The sequence below is a fragment of the Pantoea sp. ANP04 genome (assembly GCF_041982285.1).
Taxonomy (GTDB): domain Bacteria; phylum Pseudomonadota; class Gammaproteobacteria; order Enterobacterales; family Enterobacteriaceae; genus Pantoea; species Pantoea eucalypti.
Map to the genome: position 1 here is coordinate 125,287 of NZ_JAUTYS010000013.1, position 21,983 is coordinate 147,269.

Annotated in this window: 17 protein-coding genes, 1 tRNA gene and 1 other RNA gene; 11 read left to right on the plus strand and 8 right to left on the minus strand. The window is 53.5% G+C overall.

All coding sequences use genetic code 11. The features are described from left to right. Positions 1-63: 63 nt before the first annotated feature. Positions 64-810: an EAL domain-containing protein gene (locus Q7C21_RS17595; RefSeq protein WP_375150983.1), complete on the plus strand. Its 747-nt coding sequence runs from the start codon at positions 64-66 to the stop codon at positions 808-810. A gap of 79 nt (positions 811-889) precedes the next feature. Next, entirely contained in the window at positions 890-2,341 is a 1,452-nt protein-coding gene (locus Q7C21_RS17600) for a protein adenylyltransferase SelO (protein WP_033762892.1), read from the plus strand. A gap of 7 nt (positions 2,342-2,348) precedes the next feature. On the opposite strand, the gene Q7C21_RS17605 is transcribed toward Q7C21_RS17600, so the two are convergent. Both Q7C21_RS17605 and Q7C21_RS17610 read right to left on the minus strand, forming a co-directional pair. Beyond that, positions 2,349-3,395 carry a 3-deoxy-7-phosphoheptulonate synthase gene (locus Q7C21_RS17605; protein WP_008926188.1) on the minus strand — a complete coding sequence of 349 codons (1,047 nt, stop codon included), beginning with the start codon at positions 3,393-3,395 and terminating at the stop codon, positions 2,349-2,351. Between the two features lie 152 nt (positions 3,396-3,547). Beyond that, positions 3,548-4,375: a pyruvate, water dikinase regulatory protein gene (locus Q7C21_RS17610; protein ID WP_003853242.1), complete on the minus strand. Its 828-nt coding sequence runs from the start codon at positions 4,373-4,375 to the stop codon at positions 3,548-3,550. 436 nt (positions 4,376-4,811) lie between these two features. On the opposite strand from Q7C21_RS17610, the gene ppsA reads away from it, so the two are divergent. Further along, on the plus strand, positions 4,812-7,196 hold the full coding sequence (gene ppsA / locus Q7C21_RS17615; protein ID WP_375150984.1) for a phosphoenolpyruvate synthase: 2,385 nt from the start codon (positions 4,812-4,814) through the stop codon (positions 7,194-7,196). A 67-nt stretch (positions 7,197-7,263) separates the two neighbouring features. Here the strand turns inward: ppsA and rprA are convergent. Together rprA and ydiK are read right to left on the minus strand one after the other, a co-directional pair. Then, positions 7,264-7,371: antisense sRNA RprA (gene rprA / locus Q7C21_RS17620), an RNA gene on the minus strand. A 292-nt stretch (positions 7,372-7,663) separates the two neighbouring features. Further along, positions 7,664-8,782 (minus strand): AI-2E family transporter YdiK, encoded by a 1,119-nt coding sequence (gene ydiK / locus Q7C21_RS17625; protein WP_003853236.1) that lies wholly within the window; start codon positions 8,780-8,782, stop codon positions 7,664-7,666. A gap of 205 nt (positions 8,783-8,987) precedes the next feature. Between ydiK and Q7C21_RS17630 the strand changes: the two genes are divergently transcribed. Then, a complete protein-coding gene (locus Q7C21_RS17630) occupies positions 8,988-12,041 on the plus strand; it encodes an FAD-binding and (Fe-S)-binding domain-containing protein (protein WP_375150985.1) in 3,054 nt (1,017 codons plus the stop codon). A gap of 33 nt (positions 12,042-12,074) precedes the next feature. Here Q7C21_RS17630 and Q7C21_RS17635 read toward each other — a convergent pair whose 3' ends face one another. Beyond that, a complete protein-coding gene (locus Q7C21_RS17635) occupies positions 12,075-12,479 on the minus strand; it encodes a hypothetical protein (RefSeq protein WP_033743294.1) in 405 nt (134 codons plus the stop codon). A 388-nt stretch (positions 12,480-12,867) separates the two neighbouring features. Here Q7C21_RS17635 and sufA point away from each other — a divergent pair, with 388 nt between their 5' ends. Genes sufA through Q7C21_RS17670 form a run of 7 tightly spaced genes read left to right on the plus strand, consistent with a single transcriptional unit; the run spans position 12,868 to position 19,529 of the window. Continuing rightward, a complete protein-coding gene (gene sufA / locus Q7C21_RS17640; protein WP_003853229.1) occupies positions 12,868-13,242 on the plus strand; it encodes a Fe-S cluster assembly scaffold SufA in 375 nt (124 codons plus the stop codon). Positions 13,243-13,249: 7 nt separating this feature from the next. Next, positions 13,250-14,743 (plus strand): Fe-S cluster assembly protein SufB, encoded by a 1,494-nt coding sequence (gene sufB / locus Q7C21_RS17645; RefSeq protein WP_003853227.1) that lies wholly within the window; start codon positions 13,250-13,252, stop codon positions 14,741-14,743. A gap of 42 nt (positions 14,744-14,785) precedes the next feature. Then, positions 14,786-15,532 carry a Fe-S cluster assembly ATPase SufC gene (sufC, locus tag Q7C21_RS17650; protein ID WP_003853225.1) on the plus strand — a complete coding sequence of 249 codons (747 nt, stop codon included), beginning with the start codon at positions 14,786-14,788 and terminating at the stop codon, positions 15,530-15,532. After that, entirely contained in the window at positions 15,507-16,787 is a 1,281-nt protein-coding gene (gene sufD / locus Q7C21_RS17655) for a Fe-S cluster assembly protein SufD (RefSeq protein ID WP_003853224.1), read from the plus strand. Before sufC ends, sufD begins: the two co-directional genes overlap by 26 nt. Beyond that, positions 16,787-18,010: a cysteine desulfurase SufS gene (sufS, locus tag Q7C21_RS17660; protein ID WP_312041475.1), complete on the plus strand. Its 1,224-nt coding sequence runs from the start codon at positions 16,787-16,789 to the stop codon at positions 18,008-18,010. The genes sufD and sufS overlap by 1 nt, the downstream gene beginning before the upstream one ends. A 21-nt stretch (positions 18,011-18,031) precedes the next feature. Further along, on the plus strand, positions 18,032-18,448 hold the full coding sequence (gene sufE, locus Q7C21_RS17665) for a cysteine desulfuration protein SufE (RefSeq protein ID WP_003853221.1): 417 nt from the start codon (positions 18,032-18,034) through the stop codon (positions 18,446-18,448). A 55-nt stretch (positions 18,449-18,503) separates the two neighbouring features. After that, positions 18,504-19,529 (plus strand): L,D-transpeptidase family protein, encoded by a 1,026-nt coding sequence (locus tag Q7C21_RS17670; protein WP_375150986.1) that lies wholly within the window; start codon positions 18,504-18,506, stop codon positions 19,527-19,529. Positions 19,530-19,608: 79 nt separating this feature from the next. On the opposite strand, the gene Q7C21_RS17675 is transcribed toward Q7C21_RS17670, so the two are convergent. The 3 genes from Q7C21_RS17675 to Q7C21_RS17685 all read right to left on the minus strand — a co-directional run bounded on the left by Q7C21_RS17675 (position 19,609) and on the right by Q7C21_RS17685 (position 21,983). Then, entirely contained in the window at positions 19,609-19,845 is a 237-nt protein-coding gene (locus Q7C21_RS17675) for a major outer membrane lipoprotein (protein WP_003853216.1), read from the minus strand. A 303-nt stretch (positions 19,846-20,148) separates the two neighbouring features. Further along, entirely contained in the window at positions 20,149-21,561 is a 1,413-nt protein-coding gene (pykF, locus tag Q7C21_RS17680; protein WP_275770377.1) for a pyruvate kinase PykF, read from the minus strand. 345 nt (positions 21,562-21,906) lie between these two features. Next, positions 21,907-21,983, minus strand: a tRNA-Val gene (locus Q7C21_RS17685).

A 21,983-nucleotide genomic window follows, 5' to 3' on the forward strand; every position in this document is an offset into this window, starting at 1 on the left:
ACTATTGCCTGTACCCAACCATTACTATACGATATCTCCATCGCCGCTTATTCTGGCATCAAAATGAAAATTCATCTCTCGGCCGACTATCAGTCGGAAATCTGGTTCTATCCTGTCTGTGATGTTCACGGACGGTTGACCGCTGTCGAGCTGGTAACGCAGTTGGTGCATGAAAGTGCTCCCATCACTCTGCCGCAGGATCTGTTGCTGCCGCAGCTTGATGAGTCGCAGCAGCTGCGCCTTCTGCAAAGTCAGATTGGATTGCTGGAGCAGAATCGCGCGTTATTTGAAGCGCATTCTGTGTCAGCATTTATCCGTATTGATGAAGGGATGGCCCGGACACTGCTGGCCAGTGAATTAGTTATGCGGAAAATAAAGCAGCTGCCGTTCATTCTGTTGAATATCACTGAAACGTTTCCGCAACTGAAATTGGGCAAAAATAATCCCTTACTGGCTGACCTGCACGCTGAATTTAATTTAGCACTTTCACATTTCGGCGCGGGTAAGACACCCTCTAATGCAGTCTACGATAATTTATTCAGTTGTATCTGTCTGGATAAAGAGTTTATTCATTCGCTGGCAAAACGCGCGTCATTCGTGCCGTTTATTCAGAGCATTATCGATAATTTTCGCGCCCATTGTGACCGACTCATTATTTGTGGCATTGACGATGAAGTGTTGTTCGATAAAGTCAGCCAGCTGAACGGTGTCGACTTCCAGGGTGCGCTCTTCCCGGTAGTAAAATCGGATGCACTGCATTCACTGCTCTGCGCCGATGATCGTATGCCATCTTCTCAGCATCCTGGTTGATACCCTCTGTTAATCCCCGCTATCAGCGTTACACTAGAGGACTCATCTACGTACCGCTGAGCAGCGCATGGGAGAAATAATGTCTTCTGGTAAGGCCACTTTTGACAACACCTGGTTTCGGGAACTGACAGGGTGTTACACCGCGCTAAACCCCACACCGCTGACTGGCGGACGCCTGCTGTATCACAACGCACCGCTTGCAACCTCAATGGGTCTGGATCCCGAACTCTTTGCCGGTAACGGTCATGACGTCTGGCACGGCGCAGCCCTGTTACCCGGCATGCAGCCGCTGGCGCAGGTCTACAGTGGCCATCAGTTTGGCGTCTGGGCGGGCCAGCTTGGCGACGGGCGCGGCATTCTGCTGGGTGAACAGCGCCTTGATGATGGCAGTAAACTTGACTGGCATCTCAAGGGCGCAGGCCTGACGCCTTACTCAAGGATGGGGGATGGTCGCGCTGTAATCCGTTCCAGCGTGCGAGAGTTCCTCGCCTCAGAGGCGCTGCACCATCTTGGCATTCCCACCACGCGAGCATTGACCCTGTCGATAGGCGATGAGCCGGTCTACCGCGAAACCACCGAACGTGGCGCAATGCTGATGCGTATCTCACCAAGCCATCTGCGGTTCGGGCATTTCGAGCATTTCTTTTATAGTCAGCAGCAGGAGAAAGTGCAGCAGCTGGCCGACTACGCGATTCGTCATCACTGGCCGCATCTGGAAGCGGAAGCGGACCGCTATCAGCAATGGTTTACCGACATTGTGTTACGTACCGCTCGGCTGATTGCCCTGTGGCAGAGCGTGGGCTTTGCGCATGGGGTGATGAACACCGACAACATGTCGATTCTTGGCCTGACCATCGACTATGGCCCCTTTGGTTTTCTGGATGATTATCAGCCTGACTTCATCTGCAATCACAGCGACTATCAGGGTCGCTACAGCTTTGAAAATCAGCCGATGATTGGCCTGTGGAATCTTAACCGGCTGGCGCACGCGCTTTCGGGTCTGCTGACCACGGAGCAGTTGCGGACGGCACTGAGCGCCTATGAACCTGAACTGATGCGGGTCTGGGGCGAGCGGATGCGGGCGAAGCTCGGTCTGTTGACACAGCAGAGCAACGATAATGAGATTCTGACCGATCTGCTGGCCCTGATGACCCAGGAGCACAGCGATTACACGCTGACGTTCCGGCTGTTGAGTGAGACTCAACAGGCTGAAAGCCGCTCACCGTTGCGCGATGAGTTTATCGATCGTGAGGCGTTTGATGGCTGGTATCAGCGCTATCGCAGCCGTCTGATGGACGAGCAGGTCAGTGATACGGAACGTCAGGCAGTGATGAAGGCCGCTAATCCGGCGGTGATTCTGCGCAACTATCTGGCACAGCAGGCGATTGAAGAGGCGGAGCGGGGCGAGCAGGGTGCGCTGGCACGCCTGCATCAGGCGTTACAGCAGCCCTTTAGCGATGAGACGGCCGCTGAATATCGTCAGCGGCCGCCAGACTGGGGCAAAACGTTAGAGGTGAGCTGCTCCAGCTAACTGAAAATCAGAGGCGATGAGAAACCGCCTCGGCCAGCAGGGCGAGCACTTTTTCGCTCTCCTGCCAGCCGAGGCAGGGATCGGTAATCGACTTGCCGTAAACCAGCGGTTCGCCGCTCACCACTTTCTGATTACCCTCTTCCAGGAAGCTCTCAATCATCACACCGGCAACAGCCCGCGATCCTGCTTTAATCTGCTCCGCTACCTCTGCCGCCACATCCATCTGACGACGATGCTGCTTCAGGCAGTTGCCGTGACTGAAGTCGATTACCAGCTGCTCTGGCAGATTAAAGGCAGACAGACTCTCCGCCGCGGCAGCGACATCACTGGCATGATAGTTAGGCTGCTTGCCACCACGCAGGATCACATGTCCATGCGGGTTGCCGCTGGTCTGATAGATCGTCATCTGCCCCAGCTTGTCCGGCGACAGGAACATATGGCTGGCGCGTGCGGCGCGAATCGCATCCACGGCAATCTGAACGTTACCGTCGGTGCCGTTTTTAAAGCCGACCGGGCAGGAGAGGGCCGACGCCATTTCACGGTGGATCTGGCTTTCGGTGGTGCGTGCGCCAATCGCTCCCCAGCTGATCAGGTCGGCAATAAACTGGCCGATCACCATATCCAGAAATTCTGTGGCGGTAGGCAATCCCAGCGTGTTGATATCAATCAGCAGTTTGCGGGCGATACCAATGCCCCGGTTTACATCGTAGCTGCCATCCAGGTTCGGATCAGAGATTAAGCCTTTCCAGCCCACCACGGTGCGCGGCTTCTCGAAGTAGGCGCGCATCACAATCTCCAGCCGATCGTCATAGCGGCTGCGCAATGCGTTCAGACGCTCTGCATACTCCAGGGCTGCTTTCGGGTCGTGCAGTGAGCAGGGGCCAATCACCACCAGCAGGCGGGGATCTTCACCGGTCAGAATACGGGCTATACGTTTACGGGCAGCCGTGACATTGTCGGCAATGGCCGGGGAAACGGGATGGTCAGCCGCCAGGCTGGCGGGAGTAATCAGACTACCAATGCGTGCGGTACGCAGTTCGTCGGTTTTGTTCATGAGTTTCTCGAAAACGGTTCTTCGCAGCGGTGAAATACCGGGAAGTGATGGTGGTCACAATAAACCATTAGCCTGCGAATTCAACCCGGGATTTGATAATGAAATCAAAAGCGACGGCAGCATCGCTTTACAACTCAGCATCGATAACACTCTCAGTACATGCGGCGCGTCAGACCCATGATGTCGAGAATTTTGGTGGCAATCTCTTCCACCGAGTAGTTGGTGCTGTTGAGATAGCGGATCTGATGGGTGCGAAACAGCGCTTCTACTTCGCCCACTTCCAGTCGGCACTGACGCATTGAGGCGTAACGGGTATTTTCCGCCCGCTCCTGACGTATCGCCGCCAGGCGTTCCGGATCGATAGTCAGCCCGAACAGTTTATTCTGATGCGCGCGCAGCGCGGGCGGCAGTTTGAGGTTATCCATGTCATCTGCGATGAACGGGTAGTTGGCGGCGCGCACACCAAATTGCATCGCCAGATAGAGGCTGGTGGGAGTTTTACCACAGCGCGAGACACCCAACAGAATAACCTGCGCATCCTCGAGTCCGCGCAGCGAGATACCGTCATCATGCGCCAGTGCGTAATCGATCGCCGCAATACGCGCATCATATTTACCCAGATTACTGGCATCCAGTCCGTGAGTACGGTGAGCAACCGGTGCGGGGGACAAACCCAGCTCCTGCTGCAGCGGTGCCACCAGCGCCTGCACGATATCCTGACAAAAGCCGTCGCTCTGCACGATGATGTCGCGCACTTCCGGGGTGACGATCGAGAAAAACACCAGTGGCCGCACACCGCTCTGCTGATAAAGCGCGTTAATCTGGGCTTTAACCGCCAGCGCACGCTGGACATTTTCTACGAAGGGTAGCGTCAGACTGGTGATATTAACCGGAAATTGTGACAGCACCGCATGACCCAGTACTTCAGCCGTAATGGCCGTACCATCGGAGATATAAAAAACGCTTCTGTCAGTTGTCATAACGTAATCAGCCTCAGACAAGAGTGAGCCGTTAGCATGAGCCATGCGCTTAAATAATTCATCTCTGATTTTAGTTTCTGTAATGCCTGTCCGGATTTTTTGTCTGATGTTTCATCAGGATAATTAAAAACTAACAGCGGCTTCGCTTCACCGGGATGCTTTGAACCCTTATTACGCTGCAAATAGCCACGCAACTGTTGCGCAACAAAACGGAGGGGTTAAATGGCTGAAAATCTGTCATTTCCTGCTGCATCAATCATTTAGCGAAAAATAGCGTCATTGCGCAACAGCAAAAAATTGCGCTCACAATTCCGAAACTGTTGCTGAAATTCTGCTTTAACGATTCAACACATCGTTATTGAGGGGGTGATATGCCAGGCTGAAAAGAGATAACTCCCTGTGTCCATTCATTGTTAATTGATAAAGGATAAGCGCAATGTCCATTAATGGCGAACAGCCACTCGTGCTCTGGTATAACCAGCTTGGTATGCATGATGTTGATCGGGTAGGCGGTAAGAATGCCTCTCTGGGTGAAATGATTACTAATCTCTCTTCGCTGGGTGTTTCTGTACCCAATGGATTCGCGACGACATCCTATGCCTTTAACCTGTTTCTTGATCAAAGCGGGCTCAATCAGCGAATTTACGCGCTGCTGGACGAGACCGATATTGATGATGTGAATGCGCTGGCATCAGCGGGTAAGCAGATTCGTCAGTGGGTGGTGGAGACCCCTTTTCTGCCGGAACTGGAGTCCGCCATTCTGGATGCCTATCAGCAACTTTCTGCCGATGATGATGCCGCGTCGTTTGCTGTCCGCTCCTCGGCCACCGCGGAAGATATGCCCGATGCCTCCTTTGCTGGTCAGCAGGAAACCTTCCTGAATGTGCAGGGTATCGACGCCGTAATGGTGGCGGTGAAGCATGTCTTTGCTTCGCTGTTTAATGACCGCGCTATCTCTTACCGCGTGCACCAGGGCTATGATCACCGTGGCGTGGCGCTCTCTGCGGGTATTCAGCGCATGGTGCGCTCTGACCTGGCCTCTTCAGGTGTGATGTTCACCATTGATACGGAGTCTGGCTTTGATCAGGTGGTCTTTATTACTGCTGCGCTGGGACTGGGTGAAATGGTGGTGCAGGGTGCCGTTAACCCGGACGAATTCTACGTCCACAAGCCCACGCTGGCAGCGGATCGTCCCGCTATCGTGCGCCGCAATATGGGGTCGAAAAAGGTTCGCATGGTCTATGCCGATTCTCAGGCGCATGGCGAGCAGGTTCAGATCGAAGATGTGCCTGAAGCCGAACGCGATCGTTTTTGCTTAAGTGATGAGGAAGTGCAGGCCCTGGCTAAACAGGCTGTCTTAATTGAACAGCATTATCAGCGTCCGATGGATATTGAGTGGGCCAAAGATGGGCACACCGGTAAGTTGTTCATCGTTCAGGCGCGTCCTGAAACTGTGCGCTCAAATGGTCAGGTCATGGAACGTTATACGCTGCAGGGTCAGGGCAGCGTGGTGGTGGAAGGCCGTGCTATCGGTCATCGTATTGGCGCAGGCGTGGTGAAGGTCATCCACGATATCAGCGAAATGCACCGCATTGAAAAAGGTGATGTGCTGGTGACGGATATGACCGATCCGGACTGGGAACCGATCATGAAAAAGGCGTCAGCGATTGTCACTAACCGTGGCGGACGAACCTGTCATGCGGCAATCATCGCGCGTGAACTGGGTATCCCTGCTGTCGTTGGCTGTGGCGATGCAACCGATCGTCTGAAGGAAGGTCATCAGGTCACGGTTTCCTGTGCTGAGGGCGACACCGGCTACGTCTACGATCAGCTGCTTGATTTTGATGTCACCAGTTCTCAGGTCGATTCGCTGCCTGAACTGCCGCTGAAAATTATGATGAATGTGGGCAACCCCGATCGTGCCTTTGATTTCGCCTGTCTGCCTAACGAAGGTGTCGGTCTGGCGCGTCTGGAATTTATCATTAACCGTATGATTGGCGTCCACCCTAAAGCGCTACTGGAACTCGATCAACAGACACCGGAACTGCAGCAGCAGATCCGTAAAATGATGAAAGGATTTGATAATCCGGTCGAGTTTTACATTGGCCGCCTGACTGAAGGAATTGCCACACTTGGCGCGGCATTTGCACCGAAACGTGTAATTGTCCGACTTTCCGACTTCAAAACGAACGAATATGCCAATCTCGTGGGCGGTGAGCGCTACGAGCCTGAAGAAGAAAACCCGATGCTGGGATTCCGTGGGGCCGGTCGCTACGTAGCGGACAGCTTCCGGGATTGTTTCGCGCTTGAGTGTGAAGCGGTGAAGCGTGTTCGCAATGAGATGGGCCTTACGAACGTTGAGATCATGGTTCCGTTTGTCCGTACCGTGGATCAGGCGCAGGCGGTGGTGGAAGAGCTGGCACGTCAGGGACTGAAGCGCGGCGAAAACGGACTGAAAATCATTATGATGTGCGAGATTCCGTCCAATGCGCTACTGGCGGATCAGTTCCTGCAGCACTTTGATGGCTTCTCAATTGGATCTAACGACATGACCCAGCTGACGCTGGGGCTGGACCGCGACTCCGGCGTTGTCTCTGCACTGTTTGACGAGCGTAATGAAGCCGTGAAAGCGCTGCTTTCCATGGCGATCAAAGCGGCCAAAAAACAGGGTAAATATGTCGGAATTTGTGGGCAGGGACCGTCCGACCATCAGGATTTTGCCGCATGGCTGATGGAAGAGGGCATCGACAGCCTGTCGCTGAACCCGGATACCGTAGTGGAAACCTGGGTGAGTCTGGCGCAGTTAAATAAAACCGCCTGATCCCCGCTGTAGCAAGCATAAAGGCCCGCATTGCGGGCCTTTTCTATTTATAGCTGGCTTATTTCAGGCAAAAAAAAGCCCATCACAGGGGATGGGCAAAGACTACACACAGCAATTCTTTACTCTACTCAGGGGAATAAGTTTGTCTGAAAATCATCAGGTTGATTTCGAACATAGGAAACATGTTATTCATACGGCTGGCTGTCGTCTTTAAGAATCCTCTTATTAGTTTAAAGCCGATAATCTTTTGTCATCTTTACCTGGTCATTTGGCTTAAGAAACAGTGCAGAAAGTAATCTTTTTTAGCCCTGAATGGTCGTTTTTAGGTCAAAGATGGCTTTTTTATTAAAAATCGCTAATGAAAAACAGAATTTATCTGAATGATGAAGAGAGGTGCGGTTAATCATCATTAACCGCACTAATCAATGTACATCAGGGGGATTGGCGCAAAGTGCCATTGCACCGCATTATACAGCTGGTGGGGTACCCTCGTGATCGGCCAGTGCATCAGCCGAGGCCATCGGGTCTTTATCCGGGGCGGGCGCTTCATGTACCCAGACCGAAACCAGACGGTAGGAAACCGCCAGAACCACCGGGCCGATAAACAGACCAATCATGCCGAACGCGAACAGGCCACCAATCACGCCTGAGAGGATCAGAATCATCGGCAGGTCTGCGCCCATACGGATTAACATCGGGCGCAGAACGTTATCCATCGTGCCGACCACACAGCTCCAGACCAGCAGCACGGTGCCCCAGGTGGTATCGCCGCTCCAGTAGAGATAGATGATGGCAGGAACCAGCACCAGCAGTGGACCGAGCTGTACCAGGCAGCAGAGGATCATCAGTACCGTTAACAGCGTGGCATAAGGAATACCGGAAATCGCCAGACCGATGCCGCCCAGCACACCCTGCACCAGCGCCGTCACCACCACACCCAGCGCTACGGCACGAATGGACTGTGCCGCCAGCAGCACCGCAGCATCACCGCGTCGTCCCGCCATACGAAACGCGAAGTGACGGATGCCCTGGGCAGCCTGTTCGCCACGCCAGTAAAGCAGCACGCTGAACAGTAACATCACGCCCAGATGGATCATAAAGCGCCCGAAATGACCGGCCTGAGCCACAAAAAAGCCTGTGGTGCGGCCGATGTAAGGCTGTATTTTCGCCATCACGCCGGCACCGCCACTCGCCACCAGCGTGTCATAACTGACATACAGCTTTTTACCCACCATCGGGATTTCCCTGAGCCACGTCAGTTTCGGCATCGTGTGGCCCTGGGTCACCCAGGCAATCACAGGCGCACTGTTATCGATCAGGCTGCTGACCAGCAGGGCAATAGGAATAATAAACAGCAAGAGCAGCAGCAGTGTCATGACGATCACCGCGAGTGAACGGCGTCCCCATAACAGTCGCTGGAATTTCAGCATCAATGGCCAGGTGGCAATCACTACCATGCTGGCCCAGGCAAAGCCCAGAATAAACGGCTGCACCACCCATAAACAGGCGACGATCAGCAGCAGAATGAACATCAGGGTGAAGAGTATTTGCGGTAAATCCATATCCCGGTACTGGCTTTTCATCATTGACTCATAACCTCGTCTTAATCCTTCATTTTCGGGCATTCGGATGCCCGTTTTTATCATGATCTATTTGCCAGGGATTAAACAGCGTCGTGGTGAAAGGTTTTTGCCTTTTCTGAAAAAAGGGCAGACGCAGGAAAAATATGATAAAACGAGAAATCGCTAACGTATAAACGCAAACGTTTACAACACCTTCGGTCAGACAATCATGATCCCACAGATTTCGCAGGCGCCGGGCCTCGTTCAACTGGTGCTGACGTTCCTTGAGTCACTGAAAGAGCAGGGTTTTACCGGTGACATGGCAACCAGCTATGCCGATCGTCTTTCACTCTCTACCGATAACAGCATCTATCAGTTGCTGCCCGACGCGGCGCTCTTTCCACGTTCAACCGCCGATGTTGCACTGCTCGCCCGCGTGGCCGGCGAAGCGCGCTTTGCCAGTCTGGTCTTTACCCCACGTGGCGGCGGCACTGGCACCAACGGGCAGTCGCTGAATCAGGGGATCGTGGTGGATATGTCGCGCTACATGAACCGCATCCTGGAGATTAATACGGATGAGGGCTGGGTTCGGGTTGAAGCCGGGGTGATTAAAGATCAGCTGAATGCCTGGCTGAAACCATTTGGCTTTTTCTTCTCGCCAGAATTATCGACCAGTAACCGTGCGACACTGGGCGGGATGATCAATACCGATGCGTCGGGTCAGGGCTCGCTGGTTTACGGCAAAACGTCGGATCACGTTCTGGGCTTGCGGGCTGTGTTGCTGGGCGGCGATATGCTTGATACGCGGCCCATGGCGACGGCGCTGGCAGAAACACTGGCACAGACGGCCACCCCGGAAGGGCGGATCTATCAGCAGGTGCTGACGCGTTGCCGCGAGCATCGTGCGCTGATTCTGGAAAAGTTTCCAAAGCTGAATCGGTTCCTGACCGGCTATGATCTGCGCCACGTTTTCAGTGACAATATGCAGACCTTTGACCTGACACGCCTGTTGTGCGGCGCTGAAGGAACGCTGGCCTTTATCACCGAAGCGCGACTCGATATCACCCCGCTGCCAAAAGTGCGGCGGCTGGTGAACATCAAATATGACTCTTTTGACTCTGCCCTGCGTAATGCGCCATTGATGGTGGAAGCGCAGGCGCTCTCAGTCGAGACTGTTGACTCTAAAGTACTGAATCTGGCACGTGAAGATATCGTCTGGCACTCGGTGAGTGAATTAATTACTGACGTACCCGACAAAGCGATGCTGGGTCTCAATATTGTTGAATTCGCCGGTGACAACGCAGCGCTGATCGATCAGCAGATTGAACAACTTTGCGCCCGCCTTGACGCGCTGATGGCGCAGCAGCAGGGAGGCGTCATTGGCTATCAGTTCTGTAACGATCTGGATGGCATTGAGCGCATTTATAACATGCGTAAAAAAGCGGTGGGTCTGCTGGGGAATGCCAAAGGCCGCGCTAAGCCGATTCCGTTTGTGGAAGACACTGCCGTTCCGCCGGAAAAACTGGCGGACTATATTGTCGAATTTCGCGCCCTGCTTGATAGCCACGGTTTGAGTTACGGCATGTTTGGTCACGTCGATGCAGGCGTCCTGCACGTGCGTCCGGCGCTGGATATGTGCGATCCTCAGCAGGAGATGATGATGAAGCAGATCTCCGACGATGTGGTGGCGCTGACTGCGCGCTACGGCGGCCTGCTGTGGGGCGAACATGGCAAAGGTTTCCGCGCCCAGTATAGTCCGGCATTCTTTGGCGAAACATTGTTTAACGAACTGCGCCGCATCAAAGCCGCCTTTGACCCGTTAAACCGTCTTAACCCAGGTAAAATCTGCACGCCCTTTAACCGCAACGACGAGATGATGCAGGTGGATGCAGTGAAGCGCGGCACCTTTGATCGGCAGATTCCGGTCACGGTGCGGGATGAATGGCGTGGGGCGATGGAGTGTAACGGCAACGGGTTGTGTTTTAACTTTGATGCCCGCAGCCCGATGTGTCCCTCCATGAAGATTACCCGCAACCGCATTCACTCTCCTAAGGGACGGGCGACGCTGACGCGGGAATGGCTGCGGCTGCTGGCCGAACAGGGTGTCGATCCCCTTGTACTGGAAAAGCAGCTGCCGGAAAACACGCTGTCGCTGCGCGGCTTGATTACCCGCACACGCAACAGCTGGCATGCCAGCAAAGGGGAGTATGACTTCTCTCACGAGGTAAAGGAGGCGATGTCGGGCTGCCTGGCCTGTAAGGCCTGCTCGACCCAGTGTCCGATCAAAATTGACGTACCCGCGTTCCGTTCGCGCTTCCTCCAGCTTTACCACACCCGCTATCTGCGGCCGGTCAGCGATCATCTGGTGGCGGCGGTTGAAAGCTATGCACCCCTGATGGCGAAAGCGCCGAAGGTGTTCAATTTCTTCCTGCGTCAGCCCTGGGTGAAAGAGTTAAGTAAAACGCATATCGGCATGGTCGATCTGCCTCTGCTCTCGGCGCCAAATCTGAAACAGCAGCTCAGCGGTCATCCCGCCATGAACATGACGCTGGAACAGCTGGAAGCGTTGCCAACTGCCGATCGCGCAAACTGTGTGCTGGTGGTGCAGGATCCGTTTACCAGCTTTTATGAAGCCCATTTGGTAAATGATTTTGTCAGGCTGATTGAGAAGCTGGGCTACCGTCCGGTACTGCTGCCATTCTTGCCTAACGGCAAAGCGCAGCATGTGAAAGGTTTCCTGCAGCGTTTTGCACGCACGGCAGCTCGCACCGCCGATTTTCTTAATCGGGTAGCAAAACTGGAACTGCCTATGGTCGGTGTGGATCCCGCTACCGTGCTCTGCTATCGCGATGAGTATCGTCAGACGCTGGGTGAGTCGCGCGGCGACTTCAGCGTATTGCTGGTGCATGAGTGGTTAGCGCGTGCGCTGTCAGAACGTGACGTGCAGGCAACAGGCGGGGAATCCTGGTATCTCTTCGCGCACTGCACTGAGGTGACCGCGCAGCCCTCCACACCGAATGAGTGGCAGGGGATCTTTGCCCGGTTTGGTGCAAAGCTTGAAAACATCAATGTCGGCTGCTGCGGCATGGCGGGCACCTACGGCCACGAAAGTAAAAACCTCGAAAATTCGCTGGGAATCTATGCACTCTCCTGGCATCCACAGCTTCAGCGACTGCCTCGTCAGCGCTGCCTGGCCACGGGTTATTCATGCCGTAGTCAGGTCAAGCGTGTAGAAGGCAATGGCATGCGCCATCCGCTTCAGGCATTGTTAGAGATAATGTAAAAAAATTGTGCGCGACGTCACGCCGTGGCTGGATTAGAATATCCAGCCTGCGTGACGCATAAAGTCACTTTGCAGCACGGTGGCTTTGTTCCATTCTCCGACCATGGCCAGTTGATGGCAGAGTCGGGTCAGGGACAATCGCGCCAGTTGATAAGCCTGAAGGCGAAACAGGCGATCGCGATCGTTGTTTCCCATCTCCTGCAGCAGTCGGTGATGCAGTTTACCCATAGCGTGCAGGTAACTCTGATCGTCACCGTTCATCTGGCAGATTTCTGCCATATCCTGACAGGCATCATTGAACTGACGTAGCTGATGGATCGTGCAGTCGGCCCGGTCAAGTTTTGCCTGTGCCATATAAAAGTCGACGGTGATATCCCGCATCGAAAACTGGTATTCGTCGATTTTATGCTGCAGCCAGGCTGAGACAGAAAGGGTCATCGCGTCGCCCTGAATGTTAATGATAATAATTATCATATTCATCCCGGCCGTGATTGCAACGGGTGGGCAGAAAAATTTATCGATTTATCCTGCCTGTCGGTATAATCGGAAATAACAATCTGTTTACATCAAAGAAAGGCGTAACCTATCAATAAGCACTTTGATCAAAAATGGTTTTTTTAAAAAGAGTGATTTATTAATAGGTTATCACCCGCTTATTGACGCTGATTCTCTTACCGCAGGGTGAGCGGGAGCAGCTATGCTTAATAAATAAGCAGATAAAACAGCACTAGATGATTATCCCTGCAAAACAAGAGGTTGAAGTGATTGTACAGATCACTAACATAGGGGGATAGCCTGAAAAGGTCCGGACTCAAGAGGTATCAACATGGCATCCGTTAATACAGACTCTTTCTCACCCGACGATTTTGTCTGGAAAGGGTTGACGCTGACTGAAACCGCAGCACAACAAATTCTCAATCTGGCGGCTCAGGATCCTGAAGTCAAGGGTCTGCGGCTTGGCGTGAAACAATCCGGTTGCGCCGGGTTTGGCTACGTCATGGATCTGGTTAAAGAGCCTGTCGAAGACGATTTGCAGTTCTCATTCCACGGCGCAACGCTGTTTGTGCCGCTTCAGGCGATGCCATTCGTTGATGGCACCGAGCTGGATTACGTTCGCGAAGGCCTGAATCAGATTTTTAAATTCAATAACCCTAAAGCTCAGCACGCCTGCGGGTGCGGTGAAAGCTTTGGCGTCGAGTAAGTGAAATATGTCACGACACAGCGAAACATCTGACGATGTACAAATCTGGGAAGGCAAGCTCAACTATAAAGAGGGCTTCTTTACCCAACTGCAGACCGAAGAATTTGCCAACGGCATCAATGAAGATGTGGTGAGGGCGATCTCGGCCAAGCGTAACGAGCCAGAGTGGATGCTGGAGTTTCGTCTTAAGGCTTTTCGTGCCTGGCTTGAAATGGAAGAGCCACACTGGCTGAAAGCCCATTACGAAAAACTCGACTACCAGGATTACAGCTACTACTCCGCGCCGTCCTGCGGCAACTGCGATGACAGCTGTGCTTCCGAGCCGGGTGCCATGCAGGCTTCAGGCAGCGCGCCAGCCAGCGACTATCTGACGCAGGAAGTGGAAAATGCGTTTAATCAGCTGGGTGTACCGGTACGTGAAGGCCGTGAAGTGGCGGTTGACGCCATTTTCGACTCCGTGTCGGTCGCGACCACCTATCGTGGCAAGCTGGCGGAGCAGGGGATTATCTTCTGCTCATTCGGCGAAGCCATTCAGGAACATCCTGAGCTGGTGAAGCAGTACCTCGGCACGGTGGTTCCGGCGAATGATAACTTCTTTGCTGCGCTGAACTCAGCGGTCGCCTCAGACGGCACCTTCGTCTACATCCCGAAAGGGGTGCGTTGCCCGATGGAGCTGTCGACCTATTTCCGTATTAACGCGGCGAAAACCGGTCAGTTCGAGCGCACCATCCTCATTGCCGATGAAGACAGCTACGTCAGCTACATTGAAGGCTGTTCCGCGCCAGTACGTGATACTTACCAGCTGCACGCGGCCGTGGTGGAAGTGATTATCCATAAAAATGCTGAAGTGAAATATTCGACCGTTCAGAACTGGTTCCCTGGCGGCGAAGGTGAGGGCGGTATCCTTAACTTCGTGACCAAGCGTGCGCTGTGTGAAGGTGACCACAGCAAAATGTCCTGGACGCAGTCTGAAACCGGTTCTGCTATCACCTGGAAGTATCCGAGCTGCATTCTGCGCGGGGACTACTCGGTAGGCGAATTCTATTCAGTGGCATTGACCAGTGGTCGTCAGCAGGCCGACACCGGCACCAAGATGATCCACATTGGTAAAAACACCAAATCGACCATTATCTCTAAAGGGATCTCGGCCGGTAAAAGTCAGAACACCTATCGCGGGCTGGTGAAGATCATGCCAACCGCCACCAATGCCCGTAACTTTACGCAGTGTGACTCGATGCTGATCGGTCCGGATTGCGGTGCGCATACTTTCCCGTATGTCGAAACCCGCAACAATACCGCCCAGCTGGAGCATGAAGCTACTACCTCACGTATCGGCGAAGATCAGATGTTCTACTGTCTGCAACGCGGTATCAGTGAAGAAGATGCGATCTCGATGATCGTGAACGGCTTCTGTAAAGACGTATTCTCGGAGTTGCCACTGGAATTTGCCGTGGAAGCCCAGAAATTGTTAGCCATCAGCCTTGAGCACAGTGTGGGCTGATGCCGTCACACGCCTTGCCGGAAGCAATGTGAAGGAATAAGAATGTTAAGCATTAAAGATTTGCAGGTCAGTGTTGAAGATAAAGCCATTCTGCGTGGCCTGAATCTCGAAATTAAACCAGGCGAAGTGCATGCCATCATGGGCCCGAACGGCTCAGGTAAAAGTACGCTGTCGGCTACGCTGGCAGGCCGCGAAGATTATGAAGTCACGGGCGGTTCGGTGACCTTTAAAGGCAAAGATTTGCTGGAACTGGCGCCTGAAGAGCGTGCCGGTGAAGGTATCTTTATGGCCTTCCAGTATCCGGTAGAGATTCCGGGCGTCAGCAACCAGTTTTTCCTGCAAACCTCGGTCAACGCGGTGCGCAAATATCGTCAGCAGGAAGAGCTGGATCGCTTCGATTTCCAGGACTTCATTGAAGAGAAAATTCAGCTGCTGAAGATGCCGGAAGATCTGCTGACCCGTTCAGTTAACGTCGGCTTCTCCGGTGGTGAGAAGAAGCGTAACGATATTCTGCAGATGGCAGCGCTGGAACCTGAGCTCTGCATCCTGGATGAGACCGACTCCGGTCTGGATATTGATGCCCTGAAAATTGTTGCGAATGGCGTGAACAGCCTGCGCGACGAGAAGCGCGCCTTTATCATCGTGACGCACTACCAGCGTATTCTGGACTACATCAAGCCAGACTTCGTTCATGTGCTGTATCAGGGCAAAATCGTGAAATCTGGCGACTTCTCGCTGGTGAAACAGCTGGAGGAGCAAGGTTATGGCTGGCTTACCGACGAAGAGTGATTCTGCGCTGCAACAGTGGCATCACCTGTTTGAATCACGCGGCGACGTACGTTCTCTGCAGGCTCAGCAGCACTGGCAGCAACTGATGCGCGTTGGCCTGCCAACACGCAAGCATGAAAACTGGAAGTACACGCCGCTGGACACGCTGTTGTCCCAGCAGTTTGTGCTGCCCGATGCGCCTCAGACCCTGAGTGCCGAACAGGTTGATGCGCTGGCACTGCCGCTGGATGCGATCCGTCTGGTGTATGTTGACGGTCAGTTTCAGCCTGAATTCAGCAGCCGTGATGTCGAACTGTTTGAGGTTCAGCACTGCGTGGCCGCAGAGCGTCGTCCGCTGCCCGCTGCGGTTCAGCCGGAAATTTTCCTGCATCTGACAGAAAGTCTGGCGGAAGAGGTCACGACCCTGCGTCTGGCACGCGGTAAATCCGCTGCGCGTCCGATCTACCTGCTGCATATCACCAGCGGCCAGCAGACGGGCATGAATACGGTTCACTATCGTCATCACCTGCAGCTTGAAGAGAGTGCAGAAGCGGAAGTCATTGAGCATTACGTTTCCCTGGATGAGCGCGCCCATTTCACTGGCACGCGCTTTACCTTTGCGGTCGGCGACAATGCGAAGCTGACCCACACTAAGCTGGCCTTTGAAAGCAGTGCCAGCTACCACTTCGCCCACAACGATCTGGTGATTGGTAACGATGGCCAGGTCAGCAGCACCAGCTTCCTGCTGGGTGCCGGCCTGTCGCGTCACAACACCAGTACGCAGCTGAACGGCGAAAATACCACGCTGGCGATTAACAGCCTGGTGCTGCCGGTGAAACAGGAAGTGGCGGACACCCGCACCTACCTGGAGCACAATAAAGGCCACTGTATGAGCCGCCAGATGCATAAAACCATCGTGCGTGATAAAGGCCGCGCGGTGTTTAATGGTCACATCAAAGTGGCTCAGCATGCGCTGAAAACTGACGGGCAGATGACCAACAACAACCTGTTGCTGGGCAAGCTTTCTGAAGTCGATACCAAACCGCAGCTGGAAATTTATGCGGATGACGTGAAATGCAGCCACGGTGCCACCATTGGTCGCATCGATGATGAGCAGATGTTCTACCTGCGTTCGCGCGGTATTGAACAGGATGCGGCGCAGACCATGATCATTCATGCATTTGCCGCAGAACTGACAGAAACGCTGGAAAACAGTGTGATGCGTCAGGCCGTGCTGCAGCGTATTGCTGAACGCTTTCCCGGAGGCGACGTATGATGAACTTCGATCTCGAACGCATCAGGGCTGATTTTCCTATCCTGAAGCGTGAGGTCAACGGTCATCCGCTGGCCTATCTTGACAGTGCAGCCAGCGCACAGCGTCCACTCTCGGTGATTAACGCCGAGAGTCATTTCTACCAGCATGGCTATGCGGCCGTGCATCGCGGCATTCATACGCTGAGCCAGCAGGCAACCAGCGACATGGAGAATGTGCGCGAACAGGCTGCCCGTTTCATCAATGCGCAGTCGCAGGAAGAGATCGTCTTTGTCAAAGGCACCACCGAAGGTATCAATCTGGTGGCGAACACCTGGGGTAGCAGTAACCTCCAGGCGGGCGACAACCTGATCATCACCGAGATGGAGCATCACGCCAATATCGTTCCCTGGCAAATGCTGGCACAGCGTACGGGTGCAGAAGTGCGCGTGCTGCCATTAAATGACAATGGTGAGCTGGCGCTGGAGCATCTGGCGGGTCTGATTGACAGCCGCACCCGGTTACTGGCCGTCACGCACGTTTCAAACGTACTCGGCACCGTTAACCCGGTTAAAGCGATTGTTGCCCAGGCCAAAGCTGCCGGCGTCCTCACGCTGGTGGATGGCGCACAGGCGGTGATGCATGACAAGGTCGACATGCAGGATATCGGCTGCGACTTCTATGTCTTCTCCAGCCATAAACTCTATGGCCCGAACGGCGTGGGTATTCTTTACGGCCGCAAAGCGCTGCTGGATGAGATGCCACCGTGGGAAGGCGGCGGTTCGATGATTGGTCAGGTCATGCTGCCCACCGGCACCACCTGGAACAGTGCGCCGTGGCGTTTTGAAGCGGGTACGCCGAATACCGGCGGTATCATCGGCTTTGGTGCGGCACTGGACTATGTACAGGCGCTGGGGCTGGACACCATTCATCAGCGTGAAACTGCACTGATGAACTACGCGCTCGATAAGCTGGGCACCGTACCCGATATTCAGATTTACGGCCCGCAGTCACGTGCCGGTGTGATTGCCTTTAATCTGGGCAAACATCACGCCTACGACGTCGGCAGCTTCCTGGATCAATATGGTATTGCGATTCGCACCGGACATCACTGTGCGATGCCGCTGATGCAGCACTACAATGTTCCGGCGATGTGCCGTGCCTCCTTCACCTTCTATAACAGTGAAGAGGAAGTGGATCGTCTGGCTGCCGGTCTGACGCGCATTCATCGTCTGCTGGGCGGCTGAACAGTTTTAACGGAGTGAGTGATGGCGACTTTGCCTGAAAAAGAGAAACTGGTTCGCAACTTTAATCGTTGCGCCAACTGGGAAGAGAAGTACCTCTACATTATCGAACTGGGTTCAAAGCTTCCGGAATCTTCTGAAACCTTACACCAGCCGGAAAACGTGATTTCGGGTTGTCAGAGTCAGGTGTGGATCAGAATGACCCCGCAGGAAGATGGTTCGATTGCGTTTGAAGGCGACAGCGATGCCGCTATCGTTAAAGGACTGATTGCTATCGTATTTAGTCTTTATCAGAACCTTCAGCCCGCCGACATTCTGGCGCTGGATGTGCGCCACTGGTTTGGCGAACTGGCCCTGATGCAGCACCTGACGCCCACCCGGTCGCAGGGGCTGGAGGCGATGATTCGGTCTATTCGCCATACCGCTCAGAACCTCAGCTAAGTTACACTCCACAGACGCCATCCGGCGTCTGTTTTTTATCTGACGAGAAAATTGCATGAAACCTGCTTTACGTTTAGCCGGTGCATTGCTGCTGACCTGTTTTGGGCTCTCTGCACCCGCGTTCGCCACCGAATATCCGCTGCCACCGCCTGACAGTCGCCTGATTGGCGAGAACGTCCTGACACAGGTTCCCGATGATAAACAACCCCTGGAATCGATCGCGTCCCGTTACCAGGTCGGCCTGCTGGGTCTGCTGGAGGCAAATCCCGGAACCGATCCCTGGCTGCCCAAAGCGGGCACCCAGCTGACGGTGCCGCTGCAGATGATCCTGCCCGATACGCCGCGCGAAGGGATTGTGGTGAATCTCGCCGAGCTTCGCCTCTACTACTATCCCAAAGGGGAAGATAAAGTCATCGTCTATCCCATCGGCATTGGCCAGCTGGGCGCAGCAACACCCGTCATGGTGACGCAAATCAGCCAGAAAATCCCGAATCCTACCTGGACGCCCACTCCGAACATCCGCAAGCGTTACGCCAAAGAGGGCATTACGCTACCCGGCGTGGTCCCGGCCGGACCGGATAACCCGATGGGACAGTTTGCCATGCGTCTGGCGCGCGGCACTGGCCAGTACCTGATCCACGGCACCAATGCGAAGTTTGGCATCGGCATGCGCGTCAGTTCAGGCTGCATCCGCCTGCGCTCAGAGGATATTGAAGCGCTGTTTAACGCGGCGCCAAAAGGCACGCGTGTTCAGATCATCAATCAGCCGGTGAAGTACGCCGTGGAGCCGGATGGGAAACGCTACGTGGAAGTACACCAGCCGCTATCCCATAGCGACAAAGACGATCCCCAGACCATGCCGATTGCGATCACCGGTGACCTGAAGAAGTTTATGAAAAGTGAGAAGAGTGATAGCGCGCTGATTAAAGCCAGCTTAACGCGCCGCTCAGGCATGCCTGTGCTGGTGAGCAGTGGAGAGCCGGTACAGAGTGACACCGTGCTGCCTGCGGGGCTGGAGAGTGCCTCTGCGAGCGCGGAGAATCCGTTTTCACAGACTGAAGGTAAAGCGGTTCAACCCTGAAGCAACACGTACCCGAAAGGGTGCTGAATTCAGGCAAAAAAAATGGCGCCATAAAGGCGCCATTTTTAAACCAGAACTCTTACTTACGGTAAGAGTGAGCCTGGTTGTCCAGACGCTGGTTAGCGCGAGCTGCGTCATCTTTAGCAGCCTGAACGTCTGAACGCACTGCGTTCACGTCGTTGCTCAGCTGGTCAACTTTAGCGTTCAAAGTCTGAACGTCTGAAGACAGCTGGTCGATTTTAGCGTTGCTTGAGCAACCAGCCAGCATAGTTGAAGCCAGAACTACCGCGCCCAGTACCAGTTTAGTACGATTCATTATTTATACCCTCTAGATTGAGTTAATCTCCATGTAGCGTTACAAGTATTACACAAAGCTTTTTAAGTTGAGAATAAATTTTTGATGAGAAGATGCTTAAATTTGATCGTTCGCTCAAAGAAGCAGCGGATCACAGAATATGATAAAAAAATTAAGGGAAAACAGAGAGATTTAATCGGATTAACCTTAATATTAAGAGTATTTGAATAGTTATTTTCGATTGGAATTTTCTGGTATTTGGTTTAAGTAGAAATAAAAAAAGCGCCTGACTCAGGCGCTTCAAAATAATGGCTTAAGAAAGTTTTACAGGACGTGAACGGAAGCGGTGTTGGTAGTTCCGCTTGGTACTAATGCACCGGACACCAGAACCACGACATCACCTTTCTGGCCATAGCCACTTTCCAGCGCCGCTTCTTTACCCAGACGATAGAAATCGTCGGTTGATGCGATCTCAGTCACCAGACGCGTCTCAATGCCTTTACTCAGGATCAGCTGACGTGCAGTGGTCGGATTGGTAGTCAGCGCCAGGATAGTTGCGTTCGGGAAATATTTACGTACAGATTTCGCCGACTTACCGCCTTCGGTAGCCACCACAATCAGTGGCGCTTCCAGCTTCTCAGCGGTCTCAACAGCACCACGGCAGACGGCTTCAGTGATACGCATTTTGCGGTTATCACTCTGGCTGTCGATGCGGGACTTCATCACACGATCGGTACGTTCGCAGATGGTCGCCATAATGGTGACTGACTCCAGCGGATAACGGCCTTTGGCGCTCTCACCTGACAGCATGACGGCATCAGTCCCATCAAGGATGGCGTTGGCGACGTCACCGGCTTCTGCGCGGGTAGGGCGCGGGTTCTTGATCATGGAATCAAGCATCTGGGTGGCTGTGATAACCACTTTGCGTGCTTTATTACATTTTTTGATCATCATCTTCTGCGCGAAGATCACTTCTTCAACCGGGATCTCAACGCCCAGGTCACCACGTGCAACCATGATGCCGTCTGACGCTTCGAGGATTTCGTCGAAGTTGTTCAGGCCTTCCTGGTTTTCAATTTTGGAGATGATCTGGATGTGTTCGCCACCGTTCTGTTTCAGGTGCTCACGAATTTCCAGCACGTCTGAACGTTTACGGATGAAAGAGGCAGCGACAAAGTCAACGCCCTGCTCACAACCAAAAATCAGATCGCGCTTATCTTTTTCAGCCAGAGCGGGCAGCTGGATAGAAACACCTGGCAGGTTGACGCCTTTGTTCTCACCCAGATCGCCATTGTTCAGGACTTTACACACCACGGTATTTTCAGTGACTTCGGTCACTTCCATGCCGATCAGGCCATCATCGACCAGCACTGTGTTGCCGATTTTCAGGTCAGCCGTGAAGCCTGGATAGGTAACTGCAACGCGTTCGCTGTTACCGATCACGCTCTGATCAGTCGTAAAGGTAAATGTCTGGCCAGCTTTCAACGCCGCATCGTTACCACCTTCCAGCTTCATCGTGCGGATTTCAGGGCCTTTGGTATCCAGCAGAATCGCGGCCTGACGACCGGTTTTTTGCATAACGGCACGCATATTGGTGATGCGCTGACCATGTTCGGCATAGTCGCCGTGCGAGAAGTTAAGACGCATGACATTCATGCCAGCTTCGAGGAGCTGAGTCAGCATCTCTTCGGATTCGGTTTTCGGGCCGATTGTACAAACGATTTTAGTCTTTTTCATGACGGATTTTCTGTAAGTTGTGATGGATGAATAAGGGCGGAATTCGATGGCAGCGCATCGAAGTGAAATTTCTGATTGAGACTGAAAAGGGCAGTACTGAGTAAGAATAGGTGACGAAGGCCAGGCGTGCAGGGAAGTTGTGCGGTTACGGTTGGTAACCACCACGCTGTTGTTGCGCAAATCATTTGAGTTATCGCAGTAAGCACGTGATCGCTGAAACCTTTCAAGTAAGCAACGCGGGACAGTATAGACGCTAAGTATGCGAAAACCAATCAAAAAGCAGAGGGGAGAAACGATGCAGATCAATAAAAGGAGGCGTTGCGCAAACTGAAGGAATTCTGAAAGTGGTGCGCTCTAATGGACTCGAACCATCGACCCCCACCATGTCAAGGTGGTGCTCTAACCAACTGAGCTAAGAGCGC

Coding starts and splice junctions, on each gene's coding strand:
- Q7C21_RS17635 (WP_033743294.1), bottom strand. CDS start 12,479: ATGACCCTTTCTGTCTCAGCCTGGCTGCAGCATAAAATCGACGAATAC.
- Q7C21_RS17595 (WP_375150983.1), top strand. CDS start 64: ATGAAAATTCATCTCTCGGCCGACTATCAGTCGGAAATCTGGTTCTAT.
- Q7C21_RS17600 (WP_033762892.1), top strand. CDS start 890: ATGTCTTCTGGTAAGGCCACTTTTGACAACACCTGGTTTCGGGAACTG.
- pykF (WP_275770377.1), bottom strand. CDS start 21,561: ATGAAAAAGACTAAAATCGTTTGTACAATCGGCCCGAAAACCGAATCC.
- sufE (WP_003853221.1), top strand. CDS start 18,032: ATGGCGACTTTGCCTGAAAAAGAGAAACTGGTTCGCAACTTTAATCGT.
- Q7C21_RS17670 (WP_375150986.1), top strand. CDS start 18,504: ATGAAACCTGCTTTACGTTTAGCCGGTGCATTGCTGCTGACCTGTTTT.
- ppsA (WP_375150984.1), top strand. CDS start 4,812: ATGTCCATTAATGGCGAACAGCCACTCGTGCTCTGGTATAACCAGCTT.
- sufS (WP_312041475.1), top strand. CDS start 16,787: ATGAACTTCGATCTCGAACGCATCAGGGCTGATTTTCCTATCCTGAAG.
- ydiK (WP_003853236.1), bottom strand. CDS start 8,782: ATGATGAAAAGCCAGTACCGGGATATGGATTTACCGCAAATACTCTTC.
- Q7C21_RS17630 (WP_375150985.1), top strand. CDS start 8,988: ATGATCCCACAGATTTCGCAGGCGCCGGGCCTCGTTCAACTGGTGCTG.
- Q7C21_RS17605 (WP_008926188.1), bottom strand. CDS start 3,395: ATGAACAAAACCGACGAACTGCGTACCGCACGCATTGGTAGTCTGATT.
- sufC (WP_003853225.1), top strand. CDS start 14,786: ATGTTAAGCATTAAAGATTTGCAGGTCAGTGTTGAAGATAAAGCCATT.
- sufB (WP_003853227.1), top strand. CDS start 13,250: ATGTCACGACACAGCGAAACATCTGACGATGTACAAATCTGGGAAGGC.
- sufD (WP_003853224.1), top strand. CDS start 15,507: ATGGCTGGCTTACCGACGAAGAGTGATTCTGCGCTGCAACAGTGGCAT.
- sufA (WP_003853229.1), top strand. CDS start 12,868: ATGGCATCCGTTAATACAGACTCTTTCTCACCCGACGATTTTGTCTGG.
- Q7C21_RS17610 (WP_003853242.1), bottom strand. CDS start 4,375: ATGACAACTGACAGAAGCGTTTTTTATATCTCCGATGGTACGGCCATT.
- Q7C21_RS17675 (WP_003853216.1), bottom strand. CDS start 19,845: ATGAATCGTACTAAACTGGTACTGGGCGCGGTAGTTCTGGCTTCAACT.